Annotated in this window: 20 protein-coding genes and 1 tRNA gene; 15 read left to right on the forward strand and 6 right to left on the reverse strand. The window is 72.5% G+C overall.

Annotation, left to right across the window (positions count from 1 at the left end):
• The first annotated feature begins 304 nt into the window (after positions 1–304).
• From ACFY0I_RS25355 to ACFY0I_RS25395, 9 genes are all read left to right on the forward strand, one after another.
• Complete coding sequence (locus ACFY0I_RS25355) at positions 305–1,225, forward strand: FAD binding domain-containing protein (protein ID WP_388900032.1); 921 nt, start codon at positions 305–307, stop codon at positions 1,223–1,225.
• A complete protein-coding gene (locus ACFY0I_RS25360) occupies positions 1,222–3,453 on the forward strand; it encodes a (2Fe-2S)-binding protein (protein WP_388900034.1) in 2,232 nt (743 codons plus the stop codon). The genes ACFY0I_RS25355 and ACFY0I_RS25360 overlap by 4 nt, the downstream gene beginning before the upstream one ends.
• Positions 3,454–3,551: 98 nt before the next feature.
• A complete protein-coding gene (locus ACFY0I_RS25365; protein WP_388900413.1) occupies positions 3,552–5,825 on the forward strand; it encodes a xanthine dehydrogenase family protein molybdopterin-binding subunit in 2,274 nt (757 codons plus the stop codon).
• 150 nt (positions 5,826–5,975) lie between these two features.
• Complete coding sequence (locus tag ACFY0I_RS25370; protein WP_388900037.1) at positions 5,976–6,419, forward strand: hypothetical protein; 444 nt, start codon at positions 5,976–5,978, stop codon at positions 6,417–6,419.
• A complete protein-coding gene (locus ACFY0I_RS25375) occupies positions 6,419–7,831 on the forward strand; it encodes a WXG100 family type VII secretion target (RefSeq protein ID WP_388900040.1) in 1,413 nt (470 codons plus the stop codon). Before ACFY0I_RS25370 ends, ACFY0I_RS25375 begins: the two co-directional genes overlap by 1 nt.
• A 21-nt stretch (positions 7,832–7,852) precedes the next feature.
• The gene (mycP, locus tag ACFY0I_RS25380; RefSeq protein ID WP_388900043.1) at positions 7,853–9,016 is read left to right on the forward strand and encodes a type VII secretion-associated serine protease mycosin; all 1,164 of its coding nucleotides are present in this window, start codon (positions 7,853–7,855) and stop codon (positions 9,014–9,016) included.
• A gap of 32 nt (positions 9,017–9,048) precedes the next feature.
• Positions 9,049–9,462 (forward strand): hypothetical protein, encoded by a 414-nt coding sequence (locus ACFY0I_RS25385; protein ID WP_388900046.1) that lies wholly within the window; start codon positions 9,049–9,051, stop codon positions 9,460–9,462.
• 8 nt (positions 9,463–9,470) lie between these two features.
• Positions 9,471–11,765 carry a DUF6571 family protein gene (locus tag ACFY0I_RS25390; RefSeq protein WP_388900049.1) on the forward strand — a complete coding sequence of 765 codons (2,295 nt, stop codon included), beginning with the start codon at positions 9,471–9,473 and terminating at the stop codon, positions 11,763–11,765.
• Positions 11,766–11,989: 224 nt separating this feature from the next.
• Complete coding sequence (locus tag ACFY0I_RS25395) at positions 11,990–12,304, forward strand: hypothetical protein (RefSeq protein ID WP_388900052.1); 315 nt, start codon at positions 11,990–11,992, stop codon at positions 12,302–12,304.
• 72 nt (positions 12,305–12,376) lie between these two features.
• Here the strand turns inward: ACFY0I_RS25395 and ACFY0I_RS25400 are convergent.
• A tRNA-Cys gene (locus ACFY0I_RS25400) sits at positions 12,377–12,448 on the reverse strand.
• Between the two features lie 189 nt (positions 12,449–12,637).
• Here ACFY0I_RS25400 and ACFY0I_RS25405 point away from each other — a divergent pair.
• From ACFY0I_RS25405 to ACFY0I_RS25415, 3 genes are all read left to right on the forward strand, one after another.
• A complete protein-coding gene (locus ACFY0I_RS25405; protein WP_388900055.1) occupies positions 12,638–14,140 on the forward strand; it encodes an MFS transporter in 1,503 nt (500 codons plus the stop codon).
• A gap of 9 nt (positions 14,141–14,149) precedes the next feature.
• Positions 14,150–15,031, forward strand: coding sequence for a hypothetical protein (locus ACFY0I_RS25410; protein ID WP_388900058.1), 882 nt, complete (start codon positions 14,150–14,152; stop codon positions 15,029–15,031).
• Positions 15,032–15,201: 170 nt separating this feature from the next.
• Positions 15,202–17,034, forward strand: coding sequence for a DEAD/DEAH box helicase (locus ACFY0I_RS25415; RefSeq protein WP_388900416.1), 1,833 nt, complete (start codon positions 15,202–15,204; stop codon positions 17,032–17,034).
• Between the two features lie 88 nt (positions 17,035–17,122).
• Here the strand turns inward: ACFY0I_RS25415 and ACFY0I_RS25420 are convergent, their stop codons facing one another.
• Entirely contained in the window at positions 17,123–18,199 is a 1,077-nt protein-coding gene (locus ACFY0I_RS25420) for a hypothetical protein (protein WP_388900060.1), read from the reverse strand.
• A gap of 364 nt (positions 18,200–18,563) precedes the next feature.
• On the opposite strand from ACFY0I_RS25420, the gene ACFY0I_RS25425 reads away from it, so the two are divergent.
• Positions 18,564–19,205: an IclR family transcriptional regulator gene (locus ACFY0I_RS25425; protein WP_069920456.1), complete on the forward strand. Its 642-nt coding sequence runs from the start codon at positions 18,564–18,566 to the stop codon at positions 19,203–19,205.
• Between the two features lie 171 nt (positions 19,206–19,376).
• Entirely contained in the window at positions 19,377–20,174 is a 798-nt protein-coding gene (locus ACFY0I_RS25430; protein WP_388900062.1) for a S16 family serine protease, read from the forward strand.
• Here ACFY0I_RS25430 and ACFY0I_RS25435 read toward each other — a convergent pair.
• From ACFY0I_RS25435 to ACFY0I_RS25450, 4 genes are all read right to left on the reverse strand, one after another.
• The gene (locus ACFY0I_RS25435; RefSeq protein WP_388900065.1) at positions 20,104–21,402 is read right to left on the reverse strand and encodes an MFS transporter; all 1,299 of its coding nucleotides are present in this window, start codon (positions 21,400–21,402) and stop codon (positions 20,104–20,106) included. The two genes, ACFY0I_RS25430 and ACFY0I_RS25435, sit on opposite strands and share 71 nt — an antisense overlap.
• The gene (locus ACFY0I_RS25440; protein ID WP_388900067.1) at positions 21,399–21,626 is read right to left on the reverse strand and encodes a hypothetical protein; all 228 of its coding nucleotides are present in this window, start codon (positions 21,624–21,626) and stop codon (positions 21,399–21,401) included. The genes ACFY0I_RS25435 and ACFY0I_RS25440 overlap by 4 nt, the downstream gene beginning before the upstream one ends.
• A gap of 98 nt (positions 21,627–21,724) precedes the next feature.
• Positions 21,725–22,315 carry an ArsR/SmtB family transcription factor gene (locus ACFY0I_RS25445; RefSeq protein WP_388900069.1) on the reverse strand — a complete coding sequence of 197 codons (591 nt, stop codon included), beginning with the start codon at positions 22,313–22,315 and terminating at the stop codon, positions 21,725–21,727.
• Positions 22,316–22,401: 86 nt separating this feature from the next.
• Complete coding sequence (locus ACFY0I_RS25450; protein WP_388900071.1) at positions 22,402–22,878, reverse strand: Lrp/AsnC family transcriptional regulator; 477 nt, start codon at positions 22,876–22,878, stop codon at positions 22,402–22,404.
• A gap of 145 nt (positions 22,879–23,023) precedes the next feature.
• Here ACFY0I_RS25450 and hppD point away from each other — a divergent pair, with 145 nt between their 5' ends.
• The gene (gene hppD, locus ACFY0I_RS25455; RefSeq protein ID WP_388900072.1) at positions 23,024–24,169 is read left to right on the forward strand and encodes a 4-hydroxyphenylpyruvate dioxygenase; all 1,146 of its coding nucleotides are present in this window, start codon (positions 23,024–23,026) and stop codon (positions 24,167–24,169) included.
• Positions 24,170–24,179: the final 10 nt, after the last annotated feature.

Genomic DNA, 24,179 nt, shown 5'->3' on the forward strand with positions numbered 1-24,179 from the left:
TGCTGCCGATGGCTGGAAGCGGAACTCTTCGGAAACCTTTGGAACTCTCTCCCGAATAAGGCTGATACGGGGAAAAACGGGCGCCCGGGCGCGTGGTCGTACGGCCACCCGCCCGGGCGCCCCCGTGGTGGTCGGACCGGCGTCGCGGTGCGGAGTCGTGTTCGGGTCGTGCGGTACCCGGGAGACCCTCGCGCCGGCCGCTCCGGAAGATGTGCCAGAGTTGCCACCTCCCGGCGGTGAGGACGTACCGTACGGCGGACAGGCGTGAGCGCCGGGACCGGGACATCGGGAAGGGGCAGCTGGGTTGACCACGCACGCACCGCACGCATCGCATGCGGCTCAGGAGCCGCAACCTTCGCATGCGGCCCAGGCGTCGCAGTCCGTGACGCTGCCGACCTCGCTCGACGAGGCCGTGGCGGCACTCACCGCCATGCCCGCGGCCGTACCCGTGGCCGGCGGCACCGACCTCATGGCCGCCGTCAACGCGGGCCTGCTGCGGCCCGCCGCGCTGGTGGGCCTCGGCCGGATCAACGAGATCCGCGGCTGGCAGTACCAGGACGGACACGCGCTGCTCGGCGCCGGGCTGACGCACGCCCGCATGGGGCGGCCGGACTTCGCCGCCCTGATCCCGGCGCTCGCCGCGGCCGCCCGCGCCGCCGGCCCGCCGCAGATCCGCAACGCGGGCACCCTCGGCGGGAACATCGCCACCGCCGCCCCGACCGGTGACGCCCTCCCGGTGCTGGCCGCGCTGGAGGCGATGCTGATCATCGTCGGGCCCGGCGGATCGCAGCGCGAGATCCCCGTCTCCCACCTGCTGGCCGGCCGCGAGATGCTCCGGCCCGGTGAACTGATCGGCTTCGTACGGGTGCCCCTGCTGCACGCGCCGCAGGTGTTCCTGAAGGCCACCGGGCGCACCGGACCGGGCCGCGCCCTGGCCTCCGTCGGGCTCGTGCTCGACCCCGCGCGCCGGGGCGTGCGCTGCGCCGTCGGCGCGGTCGCCCCGATGCCGCTGCGGCCGTTGGAGGCCGAGCGGTGGGTGGCCTCGCTGATCGACTGGGACGGGGAACGGACCCTGGCCCCCGAGGCGCTGGAGGCCTTCGGCGAGTACGTCGCGGCCGCCTGTGTGCCCGACCAGGGGGAACCGGTGTCCTCCGGAGTACTGCATCTGCGGCGGACGGTGGCCGTGCTGGCGCGCAGGGCCCTGGGGAGGGCACTGACCTCATGAGTGAGAACGAGAACGTGAGCGGATCGACTGGGGACGCGGGCAACTCGGGCAACAGGGGCAACCCGGGCGGCGCGGGCGCCGACTGGGGCTGGGAGCCGGTGCCGCACGGCGGCGAGTTCGACTCCGAGGCCACGGCCTTCGTGAAGCTTCCGCAACACATGCTGGACGCGCTCGACAACGGCGAGCCCCTCGCCGCGCCCGGACACGGGTACGTGCCGCCGCCGATGATCGTGCCGCTCGGCTCGGCCAGCGCCGACCCGAGCGCCACGGGCACCTGGACCATGCCGGTCCAGTGGCCGGAGGCCGGAGCGGGCAACGGGGCCGGGGCGGGCGCCGACGCGGCGTCCGACCGCGGGCCGATCCCCGCGTCGATCCCGCTGCCGCCGTCCGTGGCGGCCGCCTACGGCGACGCCGGCCCGGCGGAGCCCGGATCCGACCCGGATCCCTCCGAGACGGCGGAGTGGCGGTTCCCCGAGGCGGGGCAACAGCCCGACGAGTCCGTGAGCACCGGGCAGTGGACGCTGCCGACGGGTGGCGCGCGAGCGGCGGAACCTTCCCCCGGGAACGGCGAGTTCTCGCCGTACGCGGAGTTCTCGGAATACTCGGAGTACCCGGACCCTTCCGGCTTCTCCGACTTCTCGGCCTTCGGGGACGGTTCGGACTTCGCGGGCGCGGCCGGCGCGGAGGGCTACGCGGGTAGGGACGGCTACGCGGGAACGGACGGATACGCGGGAACCGGCGAGTTCCCGGCCGCCGGGCAGGACGGATACCCGGGCGAGTACCGGGGCGGGTACGCCGCGGGCTACCAGGACGACGGCCGGACGGACACGTTCGGCGGCGCGACCGGCGCCGCGCCCGGCGGGGACTCCGCGGAGCCCTCCGGGGAGTTCCGGGAGCGTGCCGACGGCCCCGACTGGGGTCGGGCCCCGGCGGCGTCGCCCGGCGGCACCGAAGCCCCCTGGACGGGCGCCGACGCCGGGGTCCCGGACCCCGCGGGGGCGCTGACCGGCGGGGTGCTGCCGGGCGCGCCGCTGCCGGGCTCGGTGCTGCCGGGCTCGGTCGGAGCCGGCGAGGACGCCGCCCGCCGGGCCGCGGGGCCCGGGGCGGGATCCGCCGGGCGCGGCCCGAGGGTGTTGGGCGGCCCCGGTGTGGGCACCCCGCTCCCGGAGCCGCTGCCCGAACCCGGCCCGCAGCCGGAGCCGCTGCTGCACGCCACCCCCGACATCGACGCCGACCACGGCCCGGCGCGGACGCCGGTCGAGGAGGAGCGGCCCCGTCCGGTGGATGCCGGGACCGCGGGCCCCGGGGACACCCACGGACACGGATTCGCGGCCGTGCCGCCCGCACCGGGCGAAGCGGGGGCCGCGCCCGCGCCGGGTGAGGACACCCCCGACAGCGACCGGACACCCCCGGCCGACGACGACGCCGAGCGGGTCCCGGTGCAGGGGGCGGCGTACGAGGACGAGCAGGGCCCCGCCGTCGCGCAGCACGAGCACCCGGCGGCCTCCTACGTCCTGCGCGTCAACGGCGCCGACCGGCCCGTCACCGGTGCCTGGATCGGCGAATCCCTGCTGTACGTGCTGCGCGAGCGCCTCGGCCTGGCCGGCGCCAAGGACGGCTGCTCGCAGGGCGAGTGCGGGGCCTGCGCGGTGCAGGTCGACGGCCGGCTCGTCGCCTCCTGCCTGGTGCCGGCCGCGACGGCCGCCGGCAGTGAGGTCCGCACCGTGGAGGGGCTGGCCACGGACGGGGAACTTTCGGACGTGCAGCAGGCGTTGTGCAGGTCGGGCGCGGTGCAGTGCGGGTTCTGCGTCCCCGGCATGGCCATGACGATCCACGACCTGCTGGAGGGCAACCACGCCCCCAGCGACCTGGAGACCCGGCAGGCGCTGTGCGGCAACCTGTGCCGCTGCTCCGGCTACAAGGGCGTCATCGAGGCGGTCCGCGAGGTCGTCGCGGAACGCGGGGCGCCGGCGGCGGGTGCGTCGGACGACGAGGCGCAGGCGGGCGGTTCGGCCGCTGCTGCCGCTGTGGCCGGCGGTGGTGGTGGCGGCGAGCCGCGGATCCCGCACCAGGCGCTGCCCGGCGAGGGCGGGGTCCAGGGGGATCCCGGTCATACCGGTCATGCCGGCCATCCTGGGGGCGCGGGTGATCCGGGCAACCACGGCGACCCCGGGAATCCCGGCAACCCCGGCAACCTCGGGATCCAGCGCAACGGAGGCATGGCGTGAGCGGGCACGACGGCGCCACGGCGACGACCACGGCCACGACCACGGCCACCACCTCCGTCACGACGGTCACCGCCGCCGGGGACGGGGACCAGCCGCGGATCCCGCGCGGAATCGGAGCCTCCGTCCCGTCGGCGGACGCCCGGCCCAAGACCGAGGGCACCTTCCCGTACGCCGCCGACCTGTGGGCCGAGGGCCTCCTGTGGGCCGCCGTGCTGCGCTCCCCGCACGCCCACGCCCGGATCCTGTCCGTCGACACCTCGGCCGCCGCCGAGATGCCCGGCGTGCGCGCCGTCATCACCCACCTCGACGTTCCCGGCGCGGGCACGCACGGCCGTCGCATCGCCGACCGGCCCGTGTTCGCCCACGACATCGTGCGCCACCACGGCGAGCCGATCGCCGCCGTCGCCGCCGACCACCCCGACACGGCACGCCTCGCGGCCGCCGCCATCGCGGTCGAGTACGAGCTCCTCGACGCCGTCACCGACCCCGAGCAGTCCTTCGGCGCCGCCCCGCTGCACCCGGACGGCAACCTGATCCGGCACATTCCGCTCCGCTACGGCGACCCCGAGGCGACCGGCGAGATCGTCGTCGAGGGCCTGTACCGGATCGGCCGCCAGGACCCCGCGCCCATCGGCGCCGAGGCCGGCCTGGCGGTGCCGCGGCCCGACGGGGGCGTGGAGATCTACACCGCCTCCACCGACCCGCACACCGACCGCGACCTCGCCGCCGCCTGCTTCGGGCTGGAGCCGGACCGGGTGCGGGTCGTCGTCACCGGGGTGCCCGGCGCGACGTCCGACCGCGAGGACCCCGCCTTCCAACTGCCGCTGGGCCTGCTGGCCCTGCGTACGGGCTGCCCGGTGAAACTGGCCGCCACCCGCGAGGAGTCCTTCCTCGGCCACGCCCACCGCCACCCGACGCTGCTGCGCTACCGCCACCACGCGGACGCCGAGGGCCGGCTGGTCAAGGTCGAGGCGCAGATCCTGATGGACGCCGGCGCCTACGCCGACGCCTCCTCCGAGTCGCTGGCCGCGGCCGTGGCGTTCGCCTGCGGCCCGTACGTCGTCCCGCACGCCTTCGTCGAGGGCTGGGCGGTCCGTACGAACAACCCGCCCTCGGGCCACGTGCGCGGCGAGGGCGCGATGCAGGTCTGCGCCGCGTACGAGGGCCAGATGGACAAGCTGGCCGCCGCGCTCGGCATCGACGGCGCCGAACTGCGCATGCGCAACGTCATGGCCACCGGCGACATCCTGCCCACCGGCCAGACGGTGACCTGCCCCGCGCCCGTGGCGGAACTGCTGCGTTCCGTACGGGACTACCCGCTGCCCTCCCTCCCCAAGGACACCCCGGAGGAGGAATGGCTGCTGCCGGGCGGCCCCGAGGGCGCGGGCGAGCCCGGGGCGGTGCGGCGCGGGGTCGGGTACGGCGTGGGCATGGTCCACATGCTCGGCGCCGAGGGCGCCGATGAGGTCTCGACGGCCACCGTGAAGGTGGTCGGCGGCACCGCCACCGTCATCTGCGCGGCCGTCGACACCGGGCAGGGCTTCGCCACGTTGGCCCGTCAGATCGTCCAGGAGGTGCTCGGCGTCGACGAGGTGGCGATGGCACCCGTCGACACCGACCAGCCGCCGGCCGGCCCGTCGGCGCACGGCCGCCACACGTGGGTGTCGGGCGGCGCGGTGGAACGCGCGGCGAAGATGGTCCGCACCCAACTGCTGCAACCCATGGCGCACAAGCTCGGCATGTCGATCGAGCTGCTCCAGATCGCGGACGGCCGGATCACGTCGTACGACGGCGCGTTCTCGATGTCCGTGTCGGAGGCGATAGAGGGCAAGGAGCTCTGGGCGACCGCCCAGTGCCGCCCCCACCCGACGGAGCCGCTGGACGCGGACGGGCAGGGCGACGCGTTCGTCGGCCTCGCCTTCTGCGCGATCCGCGCGGTGGTCGACGTGGACATCGAGCTCGGCTCGGTCCGGGTCGTGGAACTGGCCGTGGCCCAGGACGTCGGCTGCGTCCTCAACCCGCGCCAGTTGGAGGCCCGCATCGAAGCGGGCGTCACCCAGGGCGTCGGCGCCGCCCTGACGGAGAACCTCCGCTCGATCTCCGGCCTCGTACGCCACCCGGACCTGACGGGCTACGCCCTGCCGACGTCGCTGGACGCCCCGACGGTGCGCATCGTCAAGCTGGTCGAGGAGCGCGACGTGGTGGCCCCGTTCGGCGCGAAGGCGGCGAGCGCGGTCCCGGTGGTGACCACCCCGGCGGCGATCGCCTCGGCGGTGCGGGCGGCCACGGGCCGGCCGGTGAACCGGATCCCGATCCGGCCGTCGGCGGCGGTGGGGGCGTCGGTGACGTCGGCGGCGGCACCCAACTCCTGATCCGGCGCGCCGCGTTGCGGGACCGACCCGGGCTAGAGTGATCACCTTGAGTGCGCAGGCGTGCGCGGGGTGTGACGGGAGGCCGGTGTGGCGGCGGTGTCAGCGTTATCCGGGGCCAGGGTCGGGGTCGCCGGGAGTGTGGCCGCGGGCGTGGCTGACGCGCTGACGCGGCAGGCCGGGGCCCTGGAGGTCGGGTACGCGTCCATGACCGGCTACAAGAAGCTGGTCGACGCCCTCCTGGCGAAGCTCGACGGCTCCGAGGCCGACGACGGCGAACTCGCCCACGGCACCCTCCCGAGGGCCACGCTGGGCAGCGGCTTCGCGGAGGCGGATTCCCTCTTCCGCGCGTACGGGACGGTCCACGGCGAACTCCGCGCTCTCTCGCGCGGCCTGGCGGCGCAGATCGAGGCCCTGGGCATCGCGATCCTGACGGCGGGCAAGGGCTACGGGGGCGTGGACGAGGACGCGCGGCAGCGGATGCGGGCGATCGTCGGCCAGTCGAAGCGCGACTACGTACCGGACCGCGACCCGCGCGCCCGCGAGGAGGCCGCGGCCGGGCGGGCCGGGGCGAGCACGGCCGGGAGCGACCTCTGATGGCCACGGACTTCGAGGGCCGGACGCACGAGCAACTCCTGGCCATGATCGCCTCCCTCGACCCCGAGGCGGTCACGGCGCGTGCCGCGCGACTGTCGAACGCGGCGGCGGTGATCGAGGAGATCGGCGAGAGCCTCAAGAGGCACCGGATCGGGGGCTGGGAGGGCGAAGCCGCCCACGCCTTCCAGGACTGGGCGAACCGGGCGGGCAACGCCACGCTCCGACTGTCCGAGTACGGCGCCGAGGCCGGGAAGTGGCTGACGGAAGCCGCCCAAACGATGATCGAGGTCCGGGCGAACACCCCGCCGTACGACACCGCCGCCGCGGCCGACCTCCGCTCGGCCCGGGACCACCACAACGACCCCGACGCCCAGGAGGCGGCCCGCACGGCCCACACCAAACTCAACGCCGACCACGAACGCGCGATCCAACAGCTGACGAAGCTGGCCCAGTCGTACGAAACGGCGACGACGCAACTGAAGCGAGCCGAAATCCCGACGTTCCCACCACCGCCGGGGGTCTTCATCCCCAAGGGTTACTCCGGTTCGGATGGCCTCGCTCGTTCTGGTGGGTCCCTGGGACAGGAGATCGTCGTGGGCCCGGGAACGGACTCCGTGGCGCCCACGAGCCCCGGTGTGCCGCCTGGCCGGCCTGGTCACCCAGGTCTTTTGTCGAGCGCACAGGACCACGTCCTGCCCGTGCCGGAGGTGGGACGGACGTGGGTCGGCTCCGGCCACGACGTGGGTGTGCACCTCGACCATGCTGGGGCGCTGCCGGAGCGGACGACGGTGGCTCCCAGCAATTCGCCCGGGGGAGTGGGCACCGGCCCGGGTGGGGCTGGTGCCGCACCCGTTCCGACTTCGCTTCATGTGCTCCCACCGAGCATCGGCGGGTACGGCGTCATCGGTGGAACTCCCACGGCCGGCAAACCCCCTGGCGGCGGCTGGGGAAGTCCGGTGGGTGGCAGCGGTCCTCGACCGCCACGTGACACCGGCGTTGTCGGCGGTCGCCCGCTCTCGCCCACTGCCCCGAATGCGGGAATTCCTCGCGGCACGGTAATCGGTGGCGAAGGCGCGCACTCGGCGGGCCGTGGCATGGGTGGTGGCTTTGGCATGCCGCCGAGTAGTCCCGTAACAGGGGTCGGTCGGAGACCGGCGACGGAGTCGGGCGGTGTCGTAGGCGGCCGGCAACCGTCGACGGCCAACCAGCCCTTCACCCAAGGTGGATCAGGCCTCGTGCGCGGTGGGGTGGGACCTGGCGCAGTTGGCGGGGCGATGGGTCACGCCGGAGCGAATGTCCAGCCGCACGGGAGACGTCGGAATGACCAGGTGGGAATCCGCCCCGACCATCTGACCGAGGACGAAGAGACCTGGCAGAGCAACCGTCGCGTTGTCCCGCCGGTGATCGACTGAGCAGAACGGACCTTGCACGGGATGCGCATGCGAAAGTCGACCTCGGCCGCGCTGGGTCTGCTGCTGACCGGCGTGGCTGCGAACCCTGCCCTCGCGCAGACGATCCGGGAGCAGCAATGGCACCTCGACGCCATGAAAGCCGGTGACATCTGGAAAGTCAGCACGGGTCGGGGCGTGACCGTCGCCGTCATCGACAGCGGTGTGGCCCGTGTTCCCGAGCTGGAGGGTCAGGTGCTGCCCGGGCGGGACCTGGCGACATCGCAGGCCGGCGATGAGCGCACGGACTACGACAATCACGGCACGTCCATGGCGGCGATCATCGCCGGCAGTGGTAAGCACCCCAGTGGGGACGGGGCGATCGGGCTCGCCCCGGGCGTCAAAATCCTTCCGATCCGTGTCCCGATCGAGAGCGACCCCACGAACGCGTCGTGGACGCAGGCCATCCGCTACGCCGCCGACTCGACTGCGAAGATCATCAATATCTCCATGGGTACCGATACCGAGGACCCGGCACGTCTGGACGCCGTCAAATACGCGCTCTCGCGAGGCAAACTGATTTTCGCCGCTGCCGGGAACGAAGCGGAAACGATGAACGGTCCGAGGTATCCGGCGGCAACGCCCGGTGTCGTAGGTGTTGGTGCGGTGGACGCCGAGGGCGCTGCCACCGCAGAATCGCAACACGGCCCGCAAATCGACATCTCCGCGCCCGGCGTTGACATCGTCTCGGCCTGCGGGAGCAGGACAGCCGTCTGCAAGAGCCACGGCACCAGCGACGCCTCCGCCCTCGCCTCCGCCTCCGCCGCGCTGGTCTGGGCCGCGCACCCCGGGTGGACCAACAACCAGGTCCTCCGGGTCCTGCTGAACACCGCCGGTAAGCCCGTGGACGGCGTCGAGCGGAACGACTACGTCGGCTACGGGGTCGTACGCCCCCGGATCGCGGTGCCCACGCCCGGGGATCCCGGGCCGGCGGACGTGTACCCGCTGCCCGACCTGGCCTCAGCCGAGGTCAAGAGCGCGACCCCGGCCGCGACCGGGGCGGGTCGGGCGGCGCCCGCCGCCGCACCCGCACCCCGCCCCGACGACGACGGCGGCGGCGGACCGCCCTGGCTCGCGCTCGGGCTCGGGGCCTGTCTCCTCATCGGCGGGGCCGTCGCAGCCGTCGTCGTACGCCGTACCAACCGCTGACCGGAGCCGGACCCGACACAGGAGTTCACGCGATGTCGTTCGACGAGGAATGGTCGGCCGCCCGTGCCACGGCCGCGACCAACGTCTCCCTGCGGCTCAACCGGGCGTCCCCGCCCGGCGGCGGCGCGGACCTGGCGCTCGACCAGGACCACATCGGCGCCGTCGGCTCCGAGGCGCACCGCCTCCACTCGCGTCTCCAGGCCGACGGCAAGCACGCCGCCGCCGCGACCGCCGAGGCGGCCGGCGCGCTGACCCGCGAGGGCTTCGTGAGCGGTGCGGCCCTGAGCAAGGTGGGTGCGCGCTGGGAGAGCCAGGTGAAGACCCTGGTCGCCGCGTGCGCCCAGATCTCCAACGGCCTGAACTACTCGCTCTCCTCGCACAGCAAGGACGAGCAACAGCTCTACGCGGCCTTCACCACGTCCAAGATCGACGAGTACCTCAAGTAGGCGGGCCCGTGCTGACGTACGAGAACGTGTTGAACGCGCCGCTGGACCAACTCCGGACGGCCGCCGGCGACTGGCGGGCGATGGCGGGCAAGCTGGACGAGCTGGCGGAAGTCGCCCGCAACGGCATGAAGGCGAAGTCCGACAAGGCCGAGTGGAACGGGGTGACCGCCGGCGTGGCCCGACCGTTCGTCACGAAGACGGCCAAGGAGTTCGAGGACGCCGCCAAGGAGGCCAAGGGCGTCCATCTGCTCCTCGTGGACGCCCACACCACCTTCAAGGTCGCCCGCGACCAGCTGAAGAAGATCGCCGAGGACGCTCCGGCCGCCGGGTTCCGGATCGACGGCGCCGGCCGGGTCGTCGTCGTGCCGCTCCCGACGGAGGCGGACCGCAACGCCGCTCGGCACGACCCCGACTACCAGGAACTGCTCCGCACGAACCGGCAACTGTGGCAACAGCGGGTCGACCGGGCGGTGGAGGACGCGCAGGACGCGGACGACTCGCTGGTCCGCGCCCTGCGGGCCAACGTCGCGGAGGACCACGACTTCAGCGGTCCGAAGTTCACGACCCTGGACGCGGAACAGTCCGCCCGCGCCGCCGCTCTGATGAGGACGGTCACCGGCGAAGGCGGTACGGGCCGCAACGTCGCGGCGTTGCGCGAACTGGAGGAGCTGTTCGACGACAACCGGACGGATCCCGAGTTCGCGACGTCCTTCTACCGTTCGGTCGGCCCCGAGGACACGCTGGAGATGTACGCGAAGATGTCGCTCGACGCGACGGGCCTGGGCCCCACGGCCCGGGACCGTGTGCTGATGGTCGGGAACATCCAGAGCGACATGGGCGCCATGCTCGGTCTGGCCACGCACAAGGACGTCCCGCACCACCTGGACGCCGCCTGGACACGGCAGTTGATGAGGGCCGGTCACAAGGAGCTGGACGTCACCGGCGTCGCCGGGCTGAACGCGCGCGTCTTCGGCTACCAGGCGCTGGGCTCGTTGCTGCGTGAGGGCAAGTACGACACCGAGTTCCTGACGTCGGTCGGACGCGACATGGTCGCGATGGACCGCAAGGACCCCAAGGGGTGGGAGTACGGGGCTCCGTACGACATGGGCATGGCCCTCAACCACGGCGCGGAGGGCGGCAAGGGCTTCTACCCGCTCACCGGGCTGATGGAGGCCCTCGGCAACAACCCCGAGGCGGCCACGGCCTTCTTCAACGAACCCGTCCGCGAGGACAGCAACCGCGACGGCATCGTCACGACGGCGGACAGGACGGTCCCGGGTCAGTACGGCAAGGCGCAGGGCATGGTCGACTACATGCTCGACAAGCCTCCGGGCGCGGACGGGTTCGACGGCACGCGGACCGGCGGCCTGCACGCGGGACAGCAGGCGGTGGGTGACGCGCTCATGGCCGCCGTCTCCCACCGGACCCCGGGCGACGAGGACTCTCCGCCGGTGCCGCACACCAAGGAGATGGCGGCCGTCATGGAACGGATCGTCGAGAAGATCGGCGACAAGCCGGAGCTGGTGGCGGCCGATCCGGGCAAACCCGACGGCCCGCTGAAGGGCCTGTCCGGCCACTTCGGGCAGATGGCGGCGGAGTACATGCCGGACATCCAGGCGTCGGCGGAGAACGGCAGCCGGATGATCAAGGCGAACGGCGAGATGGCCGAGTTCGACAAGTCGGCCATGGCGAGCTTCGTCGGGGCCGTGGGCCAGGACCCGGACGCCTACGGCGCGATGACCAACGCCCAGCGGGCGTTCACAACGACCTTGGTGAACGACGTGATCGTCCACCGGAGCGAGTACGAGGAACTCGACGCGGGGATCAAGAGCGCGGTCCACCCGGGCGGCCAGATCGCCGGCATCCTCTCCCAGGCCCGGGCCGAGGGGGTCTTCGCCGAGAGCGCGCACAAGCAGGAGGAGTACGTGCAGGGCGTGGAGGACAACGCGAAGTGGATCGAACGCGGCATCGACGCTGCGGGCGGCAAGTACTTGGAGATGGTCCCTCTGGCGGGGGATGTCGTGACGTGGCTCCACGAAGACACCAGGGAGAGCGTCGTCGAGCGGGCTAAGGAGGACTATGCAGTGCAGAGGGACGCAGCTGATGGCAAGGCAGTGATCGATTACGGAAACGCGCAAGTAGAGGCTGGTAAATCTGCTGCTCATTCGGTTCGCAAAGCTGTTGAGGGTACTGACATGCATCAACGGAGCGTTGATGCACTGGCCGGAGTTGCTTCGACGGAGACGGCGAATGCCCACGCGGTAGGCCGGGGTCATGTTGCGACATCGACTGGCGGCGCCTGATGCCCGCTATCCGGAACCCTTCGGTACTCGTCGCTGCGGTGGTTTCTGCCGCACTTCTGGTGGCGTGCACGGGTGAGGAGAGGCACCAGGTCCCGCGAATGTCTGCCCGCGCGTGCTTCGGAGTGTTCGGTCAGTCCGACCTGGAGCCCCTGTTGGGTGACGGCGACACGGTGGAAGTTGAGTCACCTAGAGCCGTGTTCGTCACTGCGGAGCAACCCAAAGCAATGTGCACCGTCAAGGTGGACGACCGGGATCGCGTACGTGTAGCTGCTGAACGCCAGCCTCTGGGCCGAACGTTCTTCTGGCCCCTGACCGAGCAGAAGCCCGACCCTCTCCCCCTGGGCAACAAAGGGATCGTCTGGGACACCGGGGCCCGGGTCGCCCTCACTTGTGACGGGCCCACCGATGGATTCGAGCTGGAGCTCGGGATCAGTGGTTCCGTGGAGCACATGGAGCCGGGGACCTCGCGGGCGTTGTTCGCGCGGCTCATGGCGAAGTACCTGACGGCCGCCCGGGAGCAGACCCGGTGCGGACAATAGGGGCGGCGGGCAGCCCCCGGACATGCTGAAGGCCGTCCAGGGGACCTCCCGCCTCTGGACGGCCTTCAGTAGAAGCCGTGACCGGAATCGAACCGGCGTAACTCGCTTTGCAGGCGAGTCCCTCAACCACTCGGGCACACGGCTGTGGGGTGGTGCGTGGTGTTGCTTGGTGCTGGTCATGACCGTACGGGGAGGTTCCGGGGGTGGGGAAGAGCGATCGGGGGGACGCAATACGACTGCCACACCCCGTTCATGGACCTAGGTCGCCCGGCCGAGGCGGGATGGGACCAATTGACAGGGGCGTTTGCGGGCTACGCACCTTACTCTGGGTCGATGAGCGCCCTTGAACCCCGCGTGCCGAGCGGGCCCGACACCACCGTGCCCGTGCAGCCGCAGTCGCCGCAGCCGCCGCCCGGCGGGATCCTGCAGCCGGCGTACCGGGCGCTCAGCATCGGGATCATCTCGGTGATCTTCCTGATCGCGTTCGAGGCCACCGCAGTGGGGACGGCCATGCCCGTCGCGGCGCGCGAGCTGGACGGGATCGCGCTCTACGCGTTCGCGTTCTCCGCCTACTTCACCACCAGCCTGTTCGCCATGGTCCTGTCCGGGCAGTGGTCCGACCGGCAGGGCCCGCTCCGGCCGCTCACCGTCGGCATCGGGGCCTTCGCCGCCGGGCTGGTGTGTTCCGGGACCGCCGGGGCCATGTGGTTGTTCGTCCTCGGGCGGGCCGTGCAGGGCTTCGGGGGCGGGCTGGTCATCGTCGCCCTCTACGTGGTGGTCAGCCGGGCGTACGAGGAACGGCTGCGGCCCGCGATCATGGCCGCGTTCGCGGCGAGTTGGGTGGTGCCGTCGATCGTCGGGCCGCTGGCCGCCGGGACGGTCACCGAGCACCTCGGCTGGCGGTGGGTGTTCCTCGGGATACCGGCGCTCGTCATCGTGCCGCTCGCCGTAGCGCTGCCCGCGATCCGGCGCACCGCCTCCGGGCCCGTCGACACCGGCGGGGCCCCCGCCACCTTCGACGGGCGACGGATCCGGCTGGCCCTCGGGATCTCCGCCGGCGCCGGCCTCCTCCAGTACGCCGCCCAGGACCTGCGGTGGCTGTCGCTGCTCCCCGGGGCCGTCGGCGCGGCCCTGCTGGTGCCCGCCGTGCTGGGGCTCCTGCCGCGCGGTACGTACCTGGCGCGGCGCGGGCTGCCGTCCGTCGTGCTGTTGCGCGGGGTGGCGGCGGGGTCGTTCATCGCCGCCGAGAGCTTCGTGCCGCTGATGCTGGTGACGCAGCGGGGTCTGAGCCCGACGATGGCCGGCTTCTCGCTCGCGCTCGGCGGGGTGACCTGGGCGACCGGGTCGTGGGTGCAGTCCAAGGGACGGACGGCGCCCTACCGGGAGCGGCTGATGGTGTTCGGCATGGTGTTGGTGGCGTTCGCCATCGCGGCGGCCCCGGCGGTGCTCGTGGAGGCCGTGCCCGTGTGGACCCTGGCCCTCGCCTGGGCCGTGGGCTGCCTCGGCATGGGGCTGGTGATCGGCTCGACCAGCGTGCTGCTGCTGAAGCTGTCCCCGCCGCAGGAGGCGGGGACGAACTCGGCCGCGCTGCAGATCTCGGACGCCCTCGCGAACGTGGTCCTGCTGGCGGCGGGCGGGGCCGCCTTCGCCGCGCTCGGCGGGGGAGCGGTGGGCGCGGGGCACGCCGTCGCGGAGGGGGCCTCGCACCCGACCGCGTTCGTGGTGGTCTTCCTCCCGATGGCGGCCGTCGCGCTGGTGGGGGCCTGGGTCGCCACCCGGCTGGACCCCGTGACCCCGGTCGGAAAAACGGAGGCCGTGGGCGGCGCCGCCGCCTAGCTTGCCCGCATGAGCACCCCGCACCCGGCCTCCGTGCTGGACCCGACCCAGGGCCCGAGCGTCATTCCCGCACCGCTTCGCGTGTTCGACCGGAACCCCCTGCCCAGCCTCACCCTCGAACTTCCGCACGCCGAAGGCGCCGGCCTCTCCGACCTCGGCGACGCCACCGGCCGCACTCCCGAGGAGCTCGTCCTGGTCGCCGTACGGATGCTGCTCCACCGGGAGCGCGCCCGCGTCCGCGCCCTGTCCGTCAGGCTCGCGGAACAGCACGCGCCGCTCCTGCGTCGGCTGGGCGAGGACGCCGGTGCGGGCGAGGACCCCGTAACGGACGCGGCCCCCGCGACGGACGCGGCCCCCGTGACGGGCGAGCGCCCCGCCGGCAGCGACGAGGACGCCGGTGAGAAGGACGCGGGCGTCGCCGGCGCCGACGAGGACCCCGGCGGCGAGCGCTCCGCCGCACCCGCCGCCCCACCCGACGCCGCCCCCGCCGGCCTCGACCGCCCCGCCGTCCGCCATCTCACCGTCACCGAGGTCTTCGACCTGACGCTGTCCGCCCGTCCGGCCCCGGACGGGCGTCCGGCCCAGGGCCGGCGGGTCCCGCTGCGCGAGCGTCACCTGCTGATATCGGCGGTGCACCGACAGCGGTACCGCCCCTACTACCGCACGCTGTACGAGCAGGCGGCCGCGCTGCTGGACGCGCTCCTGACCAACAGGCCCCTTCGGGTGGGCAACGAGCCCATGGCGTGGCTCGCCGTCGCCACCTTCCTCACGGCCAACGGAACGGATCTCGCCGACGTGGACCGGGAGGCGGCGTACGCGCTGGTCATGGACGTCGCCGCCGGCCGCGAATCCGAGGTGTCCTCGATCGCCGCCCGCCTGCGCGCCCTGTGACGCACGCGGCGCGTCCGGCAGCCGTCGACGGCCGGTGACAGCCGCCGCCGGCGCCGGGCCCGGCGTCGCGTGTGACGCTCGCCGCACCCGCCGAGGTCACGGGCCTGTCCCTCCGCAGCGGGTGCGCGCGGGCCGGTAAGGTGGCCCGGTTGTCCTACGTACGACCGCGGATGACCCGCGTTACGACCGCGACCCGCGACCGAGACGAACCGGAGACCGTGACTACTACCGCCTCCCACCACCTCTCACCCGCCTTCCCCGGCCGCGCGCCGTGGGGTACCGCCAGCAAGCTGCGTGCCTGGCAGGAGGGTGCCCTGAACCGGTACCTGGAGAAGCAACCGCGCGACTTCCTCGCGGTGGCGACCCCCGGCGCCGGCAAGACGACGTTCGCGCTCACCCTGGCCTCCTGGCTGCTGCACCACCACGTGGTGCAGCAGGTGACCGTGGTCGCCCCGACCGAACACCTGAAGAAGCAGTGGGCCGAAGCCGCCGCGCGGATAGGGATCCGACTGGACCCCGAGTACTCGGCCGGCCCGCTGAGCAAGGACTACCACGGCATCGCGGTGACGTACGCGGGCGTCGGCGTGCGCCCGATGCTGCACCGCAACCGCTGCGAGCAGCGCAAGACCCTCGTCATCCTCGACGAGATCCACCACGCGGGCGACTCCAAGTCCTGGGGCGAGGCCTGCCTGGAGGCGTTCGACCCGGCGACCCGCCGGCTGACCCTGACCGGTACGCCCTTCCGGTCCGACACCAACCCGATCCCCTTCGTCACGTACGAGGAGGGCAACGACGGCATCCGCCGCTCCTCGGCCGACTACACCTACGGTTACGGCAACGCCCTCGGCGACGGCGTCGTCCGGCCCGTGATCTTCCTGTCCTACAGCGGCAACATGCGCTGGCGGACGAAGGCGGGCGACGAGATCGCCGCCCGGCTCGGCGAACCCATGACCAAGGACGCCATCTCCCAGGCCTGGCGCACCGCGCTCGACGCGCGCGGCGACTGGATGCCGAACGTGCTGCGCGCCGCCGACCAGCGCCTGACCGAGGTCAGGAAGGGCATCCCCGACGCCGGCGGCCTGGTCATCGCCTCCGACCAGGACTCGGCGCGCGCCTACGCCAAGCTGATCCGCGAGATCACCGGGACGAAGGCGACCCTGGTGCTCTCCGACGACACCGGCGCCTCCAAGAACATCGACACCTTCAGCGCGAACGACGACCGCTGGATGGTCGCGGTCCGCATGGTGTCCGAGGGCGTCGACGTCCCGCGCCTGGCGGTCGGCGTGTACGCGACGACCATCTCGACGCCGCTGTTCTTCGCGCAGGCCGTGGGCCGCTTCGTGCGATCGCGCAGGCGCGGCGAGACCGCGTCCGTGTTCCTTCCGACGATCCCCTACCTCCTCGGCTTCGCCAACGAGATGGAGGTCGAGCGCGACCACGTCCTCGACAAGCCGAAGAAGCAGGGCGAGGAGGATCCGTACGCCGAGTCCGAGAAGGAGATGGACGAGGCGAACAAGCTGGAGGACGAGGACCTCGCCGAGGACGAGCAGATGTCCTTCGAGGCGCTGGAGTCCGACGCGGTCTTCGACCGGGTCCTCTACGACGGCGCCGAGTTCGGCATGCAGGCGCACCCCGGCAGCGAGGAGGAGCAGGACTACCTCGGCATCCCCGGGCTGCTGGAGCCGGACCAGGTGCAGATGCTGCTCCAGAAGCGGCAGTCGCGGCAGATCGCGCACAGCCGGCGCAAGCCGGACGCGGAGGCGGACCTGCTGGAGCTGCCCGCCGACCGGCGGCCGGTGGTCTCCCACAAGGAGCTGCTGGAGCTGCGCAAGTCGCTGAACACGATGGTGGGCGCGTACGTCCACCAGAGCGGCAAGCCGCACGGGGTGATCCACACCGAGCTGCGCCGCGTGTGCGGCGGACCGCCGAGCGCGGAGGCGACGGCGGGTCAGCTGCGCGAGCGGATCAAGAAGGTCCAGGAGTGGGCGACGCGGATGCGGTAGCGCGTCGCGGCCGTCCACCTGGAGAACGGATACGGATCGGGGTCCGTGCGCAGCCGCGCACGGACCCCGTTCTCGTGGTGCCTACCGCTTACGCGTTGGTACGGCGACGACGGCCGGTGCCGGCGACCAGGGCCGCACCCATGGCGAGCGCGATGCCGGCGCCACCGATGGCCCAGCTGGTGGCCGCGTCGGAACCGGTCTCGGCGAGCTCACCGGCGGTGGTGGTGCCACCGTTGTTGGTGGTGCCGCCGTTGTTGCTGTTGTCGACGATCGGCGTGGTGGAGGTGCCGCCGTTCGGCTTGGTGCCGGTGTTGCCGCCGCCGTTGTTGCTGCCGCCGCCGTTGCCGCCGGAGATGATCTTCGACTCGACCCAGACGGGCTCGGACCAGACGTCGTCATCGACGTTGCTGCCGCCGGCCGCCGCGATGACGATGTCCGTCTTGGGTGCGTTCGCGCTGAACTTCACGCGGACGTCGAGCTTGAGCTTGCCCGCAGGGATCTGGAGGTCGTCGGTCAGCAGCGCGACCGGGACGCCACCTTCGTCGATGATCTGGACCGAGTGCCAGGTGCCGTTCCAGAAGACCTGGACCTGAACGTCCTTGCCCTTGAGCTTGCCGGTCCTGTCCTCGACAGCCAGGACGAGCACGTAGCTCTCCTGCGGCTTGTTCTTCGAGTTGTCGACGGCGACGGAGAACTTCGTCCAGGTGCCGGTCTTGAAGGTGGCCGGGACGTCCTTGAGTTCGAGGACCGGACCGGTGGCGAGCATGTGCTGGTCGCCCGCCTCCAGCTCGGACTCGTCGGCGACCGGCTTGGTCTCCGGGGTCTTCGCGTCCGGGGTCTTCGCGTCCGGCGTCGCCGGGAGGACCGGGGCGACCGGCGGGACGACCGGCGGCGCGACGGGCGGGGCGACCGGGGCCACGGGGGCGACCGGCGCGACAGCGGCCGGGGCGTCGGCCGGGGTCTCGGCGGCCTTCTCGGCCGGGGCCTCGGCGGCGGGCTTCGCCGCGGCGGGGGCCTCGGCGGCCGGGGCCTCCGGGGCGGGGGCGGCGTCCGGCGTGGTGACGGCGGTCGGCTGGGCCTCGTCGGCCATCGCCGGCGTCGCCATGAGGACGGTCGGACCCACAACGGCGGCGGCGGCCACGACGGCCATGCGCTTCAGATTCACTTTGACTTCTCTCCCCTGTGTGAGCTCAGGGCCGTAACGGCCTGCCCACCCCCAGCAACTTTTGAACATGATCAGAGTAATGGGCGTGTAAAGCGATTTTCAGCAGATGATCATTACGAATTGATACATGCGTGCGGTGCAAACCGTGCAAATCGGCGGCATGCGCCCGGATTCTGGACGAGGCCTTCCGCTGAGCGGACCCGCTCGCTACTGTCCCCGCATCGAACGCCCCGTGGCAGCGCCGCCGCGGGAGCGCAGCCGGTGCCATGGCCGCTACCGGCGGCCTCTCCGTGCGTCGCCGAGGGACCGGCAGCGCTCCACCCCGTGAGAGTCACCGCCGCCCACCGAAAGAGGGAGAGGCGTCGTGACCGCGGAAACCTCCCAGACTCTCGACCGAGGGCTCAGAGTCCTCAAGCTGCTCGCCGACACCGACCACGGTCTGACTGTCACCGAGCTCTCCAACCGACTCGGTGTGAACCGCACCGTCGTCTACCGCCTGCTCGCCACCCTCGAACAGCACGCCCTGGTCCGCCGTGACCTCGGCGGCCGTGCCCGCGTCGGGCTCGGCGTGCTGCGTTTGGGACGCCAGGTCCACCCCTTGGTACGAGAGGCGGCCCTGCCCGCCCTCAGGTCGCTCGCCGAGGACATCGGGGCCACCGCGCACCTGACCCTCGTCGACGGCACCGAGGCGCTGGCCGTGGCCGTCGTCGAGCCGACCTGGACCGACTACCACGTCGCCTACCGGGCCGGCTTCCGCCACCCGCTGGACCGGGGCGCGGCCGGACGGGCGATCCTGGCGGCCCGTCAGGGGGCCCTCATCGAGCCCGGATACACCCTCACCCACGGCGAGCTGGAAGCGGGCGCCAGCGGCGCCGCAGCCCCGCTGGTCGGCATCACCGGACTGGAGGGCAGCGTGGGCGTCGTCATGCTGGCCGACGCCGTGCCGGAGCGGGTCGGGCCCCGGGTCGTCGACGCGGCACGCGAGGTCGCCGACGCCCTGCGCTGACCCGGAACGACAGCCGCCGATCCCGGCCCGGCCACGAGCCCGGCCGGGCTTCCGTGCGCCGGGCCGCGATTCCTCGTACGGCGCCCGGCCCCGCCCCCTCCCCGGGGGCGGCTCCGCCGTGCCGGGGCCCGGGGGCGGGATGCGGGCGGGTCGGGTCGGTAGATTGGCCGGGTGCTCTCACGCCTCACACGTCTGCCGCGTCCCGCCGCCCTGGCCGTCTGCGCCGCGCCCGTCCTCGGCCTGTTCGCCGTGGCGGCCTTCGCGCCGCTGCCCTACGTGGTCGCCGTGCCCGGCCCCACGGCCGACGTGCTGGGCTCCGACCAGGGCAAGCCCGTCATCTCCATCACCGGCGCCCCGGTCCGCGACACCAAGGGCCAGCTGCGGATGACCACCATCCGGGCGACCGGCCCGTCCTCGACGATCAAACTGCCCGAACTGCTCGGGTACTGGTTCGGGACCGGTGAGGCCGTGATGCCCCGCGAGGCCGTGTACCCGTCGGGCGGAAGCGACAAGGAGATCGAGGCGCACAACCTGGAGGAGATGACCAAGTCCCAGTCGGCCGCCGCCCGGGCCGCCCTCGGATTCCTGCGCAAGGACCCGAAGGACGTCAAGGTCGAGCTGAACCTCGCCGACGTCGGAGGCCCGAGCGCCGGGCTCCTCTTCTCCCTCGGCATCGTCGACAAGCTCGACGGCGACGGCAGCGGCGCGGACCTCACGGGCGGGCGCACCATCGCCGGTACGGGAACCATCGCCGCGGACGGGGCGGTCGGCCCGGTCGGCGGAGTGGGCCTGAAGACCCAGGCCGCGAAGCGCGACGGGGCGAGCGTGTTCCTCGTGCCGAAGGCCGAATGTTCCGACGCCCGGGCGGAGTTGCCCGACGGGCTGCGGCTGATCCCCGTCACTTCACTGACGGACGCGGTGAGCTCGCTGCGGGCGCTGAACCGGAACGAGAAGGTTCCGTCCTGCTGATCCCCGACGGGCTCCGGTCGAGGCCGCGCCAGGCCGGGAAGACCAGCGGCGTCAGGGTGGTCAGTACGTAGACGCCGCCGAACAGGAGCAGGGCCGGGACGACCCCGAAGCCGTCGACCAGGAGTCCCGCGGCGAGGCCGCCCATCGGCATGGCCAGCTCGGCGCCCGCCGTGGACACGCTGGAGACGCGGCTGCGCAGCTCCTCCGGCACCTGCTCGTACACGACGGTGCTCAGGATCGGGTTGAGCACGCCCGCGCCCAGGCCGGCCAGGGCCATGGTGACCGCGAGCGGCAGCGGGGTGTCGGTGAAGGCGGCGACGACGTAGCGGGTGCCGCCGCAGAGCATGAAGGAGACCGCGAACACCGCCCTGCGGGGGAACCGTTCGCCCCACATCCCGTACAGCAGGGCGCCCAGCAGCGCGAAGCCGCCGAAGAGGGAGACCATCAGGCCGAGGGTGGTGGGCCCGCCCAGCGTCTCGTCGCCGTGGACCGGCAGCAGGACCGCGGACCAGCCCTGGTCCAGCCCGTTGGTCACCATCACCATCACGGTGACGCCCAACAGCAGCCGCGAGCGGGTCAGGAAGGCCCAGCCCTCGGCGAGTTCGGTCCGGTACGAGGCGAACGAGACGTTTTCCGTGGAGCGTTGGGGTTCGGCGGCCGGAACTCCGTGCAGGAAGGCGGCGACCAGCAGCGCGGAGGCGGCGAAGGTCGCCGCGTCCACCAGCAGCACGGTCCCGGCGCCGAAGGCCGCGATCAGCAGGCCCGCCACGGCGGCGCCGATCATCCGGGCCCCGCGCGAGACGGCGTCGTAGAGGCTCGCGGCCCGGGCCAGGCTGGTGCCGGCGTGCTCGGCGAGGCTGGGCAGCAGGACGTAGCGGGAGGTCAGGCCCGGGGTGTGGACGAGGCCGGTGACGGCCATCAGCGCGCACAGCATCCAGAACTCCAGCAGCCCCGCGTGGTGCAGCAGCGGGATCGCGCCCACGGACAGGGCGCAGACCAGGTCGGAGGCGGCCGAGACCCGGCGGCGACCGATCCGGTCGATGACGGGGCCGCCGACGAGCGCGGCCACGACGACCGGCAGGGTGGCGCAGAAGGCGACGATCCCGGCCCGGCCGGCGCTGCCCGTGGTCTGGAGCACGAACCACGGGACGCCGATCAGGGTGAGCGAACTTCCGGCTGTGGAGATCGTGTTGGCGGCCAGGACCGCCGCGAAGGGCCGACGGTTCACGCGGCGCGCCGGTGCATGCGGGCGTGGACGTGCGCCGGCTGCATCAGCCGGATCCCGGCGGCCACCAGCGCCTCCCCGAGCCGGTTGCGCAGGGCGGGCAGGGTGGGCAGCGGGCGCGCTGCGGTCGCGGGCGCGGCCTGGTGGGCGAGGTGCCAGGCGGCGGCCTCGGCGGCGAGCTCGGTGGTGCGGGCGGCGTGGTTCAGGGCGTGGTCGAAGGCGTGCACGGCAGGACTCCTTCAGGGCATGGGTGAGCTCGGGTCGGCGCGGGAAGAACGGGTTGCGCGGGAGGGGCGGGTGGCGCGGGACGGGCAGGTGGCGCGGACTACGCGCGGTCGCGGCGCGGCAGCGTGTGCGTGTGGATGCGGACGGCCTCCGCCCCCTCGGCGGGCGGCAGGTCCCGGTAGCCGTTGATCAGGTCGTGGACCCGGTGCGTCAGCTCGTGGGCCTGCTCGGGGGTCAGCCGCAGCGTGAAGTCACTGATGCCCGAGGCGCGGCGCCATTCCTTGCTCCAGTGGACGGCGTCGCCGATCCAGGTGTTGACCTCCTGCGCGTGGATCGTGGCGATCTCGTGCAGGAAGGCGTCGGCGGCGCCGCGCGTCTCGGGGTCGTCGTCGTACATGAGCGTTTCGTCGAACTGGGTGCCGTCGTGGGCCGCCCGCCACCAGCGCTCGCGGCCCTTGCCGTGCTCGGGCGCGTCCTCGACGAACCCGTGCGAGGCGAGCTGGCGCAGGTGGTAGCTGGTGGCGCCGCTGGACTCGCCGAGCCGTTCGGCCAGCTGTGAGGCGGTGGCCGGCCCGTTCTGCCGCAGCGCGGACAGCATGCGGATGCGCAGCGGGTGGGCGAGGCCGCGCAGGGAGCGGGCGTCCAGGGTGCGGACGTTGGGTGCGGGGTTCCGGGTCTCTTCCTCGGGCATGCCTCAACAGTAGAGTTGCAAAGACTTCTGTGCAAGGGATTCTTTGCATAGAAGTCTTTGGAATTTCCGGGGGGTCGCGCGGCGCCTCACTCGTCCTCGTCCGCCGCCGCCTGCTCCACCAGCGGGATGATCCGCAACGGCACCGGGTTCTCCATGACGATCGCCGTCGAGGCCCGCACGATCCCCTCGAAGCCCACGACCCGGTCGATCACCCGCTGGAGGTCGGCGTTGGAGCGGGCCACGAGGCGGCACAACATGTCCCCGTGCCCCGTCGTCGTGTGCAGCTCCAGCACCTCCGGCACCCCGTCCAGGTGGGCCCGCACGTCGGCGCCCTGCCCCTGCTTGATCTCCAGGGTGGCGAAGGCCGTCACCGGGTAGCCCAGGGCCGTCGGGTCGACCTGCGGGCCGAAGCCGCGGATGACGCCCTTGGACTGGAGCCGGTCCAGCCGTGCCTGGACCGTGCCGCGCGCCACCCCGAGCCGCCGCGAGGCCTCCAGTACGCCGATCCGCGGCTCGCGGGCCAGCAGGACGATGAGCCGGCCGTCGAGTTCGTCGATTCCCATGGGGTTCCTCCCGGCGCGGCGGAGCCGCTCGTACCGCTGGTCATACTGCGCAGATCTTTCAGCCATCCTGCGGCTGCGCTGGGCAGGATGTACAGCCGAAATCGAAACTATTGCGCAGCTTGTGGAAGGGCGGGAATCTGCGGTCATGACTGAGACCCTCGACACCACCCCGGCCACCGCGCGTGAGGCAGACCCCTTCCCGGTGAAGGGCATGGACGCGGTCGTCTTCGCCGTCGGCAACGCCAAGCAGGCCGCGCACTACTACTCGACCGCCTTCGGCATGAAGCTCGTGGCCTACTCCGGACCGGAGAACGGCAGTCGCGAGACCGCCAGCTACGTCCTCACCAACGGCTCCGCGCGCTTCGTCCTGACCTCGGTCATCAAGCCCGCCACCGACCACGGCCGCTTCCTCGCCGAGCACGTCGCCGAGCACGGCGACGGGGTCATCGACCTCGCCATCGAGGTCCCGGACGTCCGCGCCGCCTACGAGTACGCCGTCGCGCAGGGCGCCCGCGGCCTGGACGAGCCGCACGAGGTCAAGGACGAGCACGGCACCGTCGTCCTCGCCGCGATCGCGACGTACGGGCAGACGCGCCACACGCTGGTCGAGCGCGGCGAGTACACCGGGCCCTACCTGCCGGGCTACGTGGCCGTCGAGCCGATGGTCGCCGCACCCGCCAAGCGGACCTTCCAGGCCATCGACCACTGCGTCGGCAACGTGGAACTCGGCCGCATGAACGAGTGGGTCGCCTTCTACAACAAGGTCATGGGCTTCACGAACATGAAGGAGTTCGTGGGCGACGACATCGCGACCGAGTACTCGGCGCTGATGTCCAAGGTGGTCGCGGACGGCACCAAGAAGGTCAAGTTCCCGATCAACGAGCCGGCGATCGCGAAGAAGAAGTCGCAGATCGACGAGTACCTGGAGTTCTACGGCGGCCCCGGCGTCCAGCACATCGCCCTCGCCTCGAACGACATCGTCGCGACCGTGCGCACCATGCGCGCGGCGGGCGTCCAGTTCCTGTCCGTCCCGGACAGCTACTACGACACCCTCGGCGAGTGGGTCGGCGACACCCGCGTGCCGATCGACGAGCTGCGCGAGCTGAAGATCCTGGCCGACCGCGACGAGGACGGCTACCTGCTGCAGATCTTCACCAAGCCGGTGCAGGACAAGCCGACCGTCTTCTTCGAGATCATCGAGCGCCACGGCTCGATGGGCTTCGGCAAGGGCAACTTCAAGGCGCTGTTCGAGGCCATCGAGCGCGAGCAGGACAAGCGCGGCAACCTGTAGCCGCCGCGCA

This window comes from Streptomyces sp. NPDC001568, from assembly GCF_042893755.1.
Taxonomy (GTDB): Bacteria; Actinomycetota; Actinomycetes; order Streptomycetales; family Streptomycetaceae; genus Streptomyces.